At 52.4% G+C, this 4870-nt stretch carries 3 protein-coding genes; 2 read left to right on the top strand and 1 reads right to left on the bottom strand.

What is annotated here, in order from left to right:
* Positions 1 to 211: 211 nt before the first annotated feature.
* The gene (locus VB081_RS12030) at positions 212 to 1381 is read right to left on the bottom strand and encodes an iron-containing alcohol dehydrogenase (protein ID WP_323401041.1); all 1170 of its coding nucleotides are present in this window, start codon (positions 1379 to 1381) and stop codon (positions 212 to 214) included.
* A 173-nt stretch (positions 1382 to 1554) separates the two neighbouring features.
* Between VB081_RS12030 and VB081_RS12025 the strand changes: the two genes are divergently transcribed.
* Together VB081_RS12025 and VB081_RS12020 are read left to right on the top strand one after the other, a co-directional pair.
* Positions 1555 to 3297, top strand: a complete 1743-nt coding sequence (locus VB081_RS12025; RefSeq protein ID WP_323401042.1) for an ABC transporter ATP-binding protein — start codon at positions 1555 to 1557, stop codon at positions 3295 to 3297.
* Positions 3294 to 4870, top strand: a 1577-nt coding sequence (locus tag VB081_RS12020; protein ID WP_323401040.1) for an ABC transporter ATP-binding protein, incomplete at its 3' end; no start/stop codon positions are given. The genes VB081_RS12025 and VB081_RS12020, both read left to right, overlap by 4 nt.

Genomic DNA, 4870 nt, shown 5'->3' with positions numbered 1-4870 from the left:
CCACCTTTACAGTGCCCATAAACTTTCCTTCCGGAAAGCCGCTTTGTTTATCTGCCATTTCGATAGCCTCCTGTTCCAAACATTCATACAAGTTATACTATTCATACTTGTTATACAAATCATACTGCTTGCACTTTTGATTGTCAATATAAAAAGCAGCCGGAATTGCTTCCGGCTGCTTTTGAAAGAGGATCGATGATTTTGTAATTCTTTAGAACTCCACATCCTTGCCATAAAAAGCGCAGTCGAGCACTTTGCGCATGGCGGCGACATCTGTCTGACGCGGGTTGCTGCCCGTGCAGGGGTCTGCAGTTGCGTGCTCGGCGATGAACTGCGCAACCTTTAAATAATCTTCCTCAGAAACGCCGTTCGCTTGATAGGACTGCTCGATACCGAGCTTGGCATTCATTTCTTTGATCGCTTCTACCAGCGAATTGATGAGCTGCTGGGACGTTGCGCCCTGCAGACCAAGCGCTCTTGCAATGTCCGCCAGACGTTCGGGGACAGCCTTGGCGTTGTATTCGATGACGAACGGAAGCAGGATCGCGTTGCAGCGGCCGTGCGGGATATCGAACTGCGCACCCGTCTTGTGCGCGAGCGAATGGCAGATACCGAGCAGCGCATTGGAGAACGCCATGCCCGCCATGCACTGTGCGACGTGCATATTGCCTCTTGCTTCCTCGTTGCCGTCTATGGAAGCCATAATGTTTTCATAGATCATCTGGATGGCCTTTAAGGACAGCGCATCGGAAAAGGGGCTGTGTAGCGCGGCGACATATGCCTCAATGGCGTGTGTCAGCGCGTCCATACCGGTGTCAGCCGTCAAGGACTTGGGCATGGTGAGCGGGATGCTGTTGTCAAGGATCGCGATGTCGGGCGTGATCTCGAAGTCTGCCAGCGGATATTTGATCAGTGTGTTATAGTCTGTGATGACCGAAAAAGCGGTGACTTCTGTTGCTGTACCCGAAGTGGAAGGGATGGCTACGAAGATCGCTTTCTGGCGCAATTTCGGCATCGTGAAGGGATCCTTGATATCGTCAAACGTTTTTTCCGGATATTCGTAGAATACCCACATTGCCTTTGCCGCGTCGATGGGGGAGCCGCCGCCGATGGATACGATCACATCCGGCTCGAAGTCGCGCATTGCCTGTGCGCCACGGTATACGGTCTCGACAGACGGATCGGGCTCTACGCCCTCGAAGAGCTTTGTCTCAAGTCCTGCTTCGTGCAGGATATTCTCGAGCTTATCCAAAAAGCCGAATTTCTGCATGGACGTGCCGCCTGTGACGATGATCGCTTTTTTGTAGCCTTTGAGGCAGGAAAGCTCCTCCATTGCGTTGGGACCAAAGTACAGGTCGCGTGGTAACGTAAATCTTGCCATAATATATATATCCTTTCAAATAAAATAGTTTACATTATATATATAAACAGTTTGTTAAAAAAATATCAATATAATTCTTGCGACTCATCGCTTTCCCGCAGCAGTTTTTTATATTTCATATGGTAAAATGTATCCCGTGTGTAGGCGGGCATGGTATGTGTTATAATACTGGTATGCAAAAGCTTGTGAAATATTTGAAAAACTACAAAAAAGAAGTGATATGGGGGCCGGTGTTCAAGCTCATAGAAGCGATCCTTGAACTGATCGTTCCGCTGATCATGGCAAACATCATCGATATCGGCATCAAGGGAGAGGACAGCGATTATGTGTGGCGCATGGGGGCTCTGATGATTGTTCTTGCTGCGGTGGGGCTCACGTGTGCACTTATTTGCCAGTTTTTTGCCGCCAAAGCCTCGCAGGGGTTTGGTACAGACCTGCGCAACAAGCTGTTTGCGCATATCAATAGTTTGTCATATGCGGAGATCGACAAGCTGGGCACACCGTCGCTTGTTACACGTATCACCAACGATGTGAACCAATTACAGGTCGCGGTGGCGATGCTGATACGGCTGGTGATCCGTGCGCCGTTTTTGGTGATTGGCGCGACAGTGATGGCGATGATCATCGATCTGCAGATGTCGCTTATTTTTATTGCGGCGGCGGCGGGTATCGCGGTCGTGCTTTATCTCGTCATGAGCCGCAGCGTACCTTTTTATAATACCATCCAGAAGCTGCTTGACAGGATCTCGTTGGTGACGCGGGAGAACCTTTCGGGCGCGCGGGTGATCCGCGCATTTTCCAAACAGAAAAAGGAACGGAAACGTTTTGAAGATACCAGCAACGAGCAAAAAGACGCGGCGATCCGCATGGGAAAAATATCCGCGCTGCTCAATCCGCTTACCTATCTGATCGTGAATCTGGGCATCGTGGCGATCATCTGGTTTGGCGGTGGCGCAGTCAATACCGGACATCTGGAGCAGGGCGAGATCGTGGCACTTGTCAACTATATGACGCAGATATTGTTGGCGCTTATCGTGGTGGCGAACCTGGTCATCATCTTTACGCGGGCTGCGGCCTCGGCGGCGCGCGTCAATGAGGTGCTGGATACGCACAGCGTTTTGAGCGACGCAGGCAATGAAGAAAATATAAGGAAAGAGCATGCGGATGCGCCGAAGATCGAGTTTGAGCGCGTATCCTTTCAATATGGAGACAATGGCGGCGAGAGTGCGCTTAGGGACGTTTCCGTGCGCATTTACACGGGACAGACGATCGGCGTGATCGGCGGCACGGGCAGCGGAAAGTCTACGTTTGTCAATTTGATCCCGCGCTTTTATGACGCGACACGCGGCAAGGTATTTGTGGACGGGACAAATGTCCGCGACTATACATTTTCGCAGCTGCGCAAAGACGTGGGCATTGTGCCGCAGCGTGCCGTATTGTTCGCGGGCAGCATACGTGACAATATGCGCTGGCGGGATGAAAGCGCAACGGATGGGCAAATCATCGAAGCGCTCAAGGTAGCGCAGGCCTGGGAGTTTGTTAAGAAGCTGCCGCAGCAGCTTGACACACAGATTTTGCAGGGCGGGCAAAATCTTTCGGGCGGACAAAAGCAGAGGCTGACCATTGCGCGGGCGCTGGTGGGCGATCCGCAGATACTGATCCTTGACGACAGCGCTTCGGCGCTGGATTTTGCAACGGACGCAGCCTTGCGCAAGGCGATCCGGCAATTTGGGAAGGGCATCACGGTGATCATGGTATCGCAGCGCGCGACGACCGTCAAAAATGCGGATAAGATCATTGTATTTGACGAGGGCGAGGTCGCGGGCATCGGTACGCACGATGAGCTGTTTGAAACAAACGATGTGTACCGCGAGATTTGTTTGTCTCAGCTCGAGCGAAGCGAGGTGGTCGGATGAACAAGCATGTGATCGTACGTTTGCTCGGTTATTTGAAGCCGTATGCCGGTTTTCTTGTGTTTGCGCTTATAAGCGCGGTCGTGAATGTTGCGATGACGCTGTGGGCACCGGTGCTCATTGGACAGGCGGTCGACCTGATCGTCGGGACGGGCAACGTCGGCTTTGCGGCGATCGTCCCTATTCTGGCGACGCTCGGGGTGTCGATCGGTCTTGCGGTGTTTTTCCAGTGGCTGATGACGTTGTGTACCAACCAGGTGACGTATCGCACGGTGCGCGACCTGCGAGTGGATGTGTTCAATAAATTGACAGAGGTCCCTTTGAGGACGATCGACGGACGTCCGCACGGCGACCTGATCAGCCGGGTGGTAAACGATATCGACCAGATATCCGATGGGCTGCTGCAAGGGTTTTCGCAGCTTTTTACAGGGGTTGTCACCATCATCGGGACGCTGCTCTTTATGTTGTCTATCAACGTATCGATCGCGTTGGTGGTCATTCTGGTCACGCCGCTTTCGTTTTTTGTGGCGGCATTCATTGCCAAGCGCTCTTATAATATGTTCCGCAAGCAGGCGGAGGTGCGCGGCGAGATCGGCGGGTATGTGGAGGAAATGATCGGCAACCAGAAGGTCGTTAAGGCATTCGGGTATGAGGAAAAGGCACAAAAGAAATTTGAGGAGATCAACGGACGGCTTTATTATTTCGGCGTGCGGTCGCAGTTTTATTCGTCTATGACCAACCCGTGTACGCGCTTCGTGAATGCGATCGTCTATGCGGCGGTGGGTGTTGCGGGCGCATTGACTGCGATCATGGGCGGTATTTCCATCGGGCAGCTGACCAGCTTTTTGATCTATGCGAACCAGTACACAAAACCATTCAACGAAATTTCCGGCGTGGTGACGGAGCTGCAAAACGCGTTTGCTTCTGCCCGTCGTGTTTTTGAGATATTGGACGAGCCGGGGCAGACGCCGGACGGCAGCGACGCAGTTGTGATGACAAAAAGCGACGGCAGAGTGGAGCTGAAGAATGTTTCGTTTTCTTACACGCCGCAGAGGAAGCTGATCGAGGGACTGAATCTTGTCACGAAATCAGGCGAGCGCGTGGCGATCGTCGGGCCGACAGGCAGCGGAAAAACGACGCTCATCAATTTGCTGATGCGTTTTTATGACGTGGATAAGGGAGAGATCAGTATCGACGGCGTGGACATCCGTACGATCACGCGCAACAGTATGCGCAGTATGTATGGCATGGTATTGCAGGAAACATGGCTTTTTTCGGGAAGTGTGCGTGATAATATCGCATATGGGAAAGAGGGAGCGACAGAGGATGAGATCATTGCCGCGGCCAAGGCGGCGCATGCGCATGGCTTTATTATGCGGCTAAAGGACGGATATGACACCATCATTGGCGAGGACGGCGGCAATATTTCGCAGGGGCAAAAGCAGCTGTTGTGTATTGCGCGCGTGATGCTTACAAAGCCGCCGATGCTGATACTGGACGAGGCGACAAGAAGCATTGACACGCGTACGGAAATGCAGATACAACGCGCGTTTGAGAAGCTGATGAAGGGGCGTAC

The sequence above is a fragment of the Christensenella sp. genome, from assembly GCF_034927525.1.
Taxonomy (GTDB): domain Bacteria; phylum Bacillota; class Clostridia; order Christensenellales; family Christensenellaceae; genus Christensenella.
Note: the sequence above shows the minus strand (reverse complement) of the source record. Positions and strands in the feature narration are given on the sequence as shown.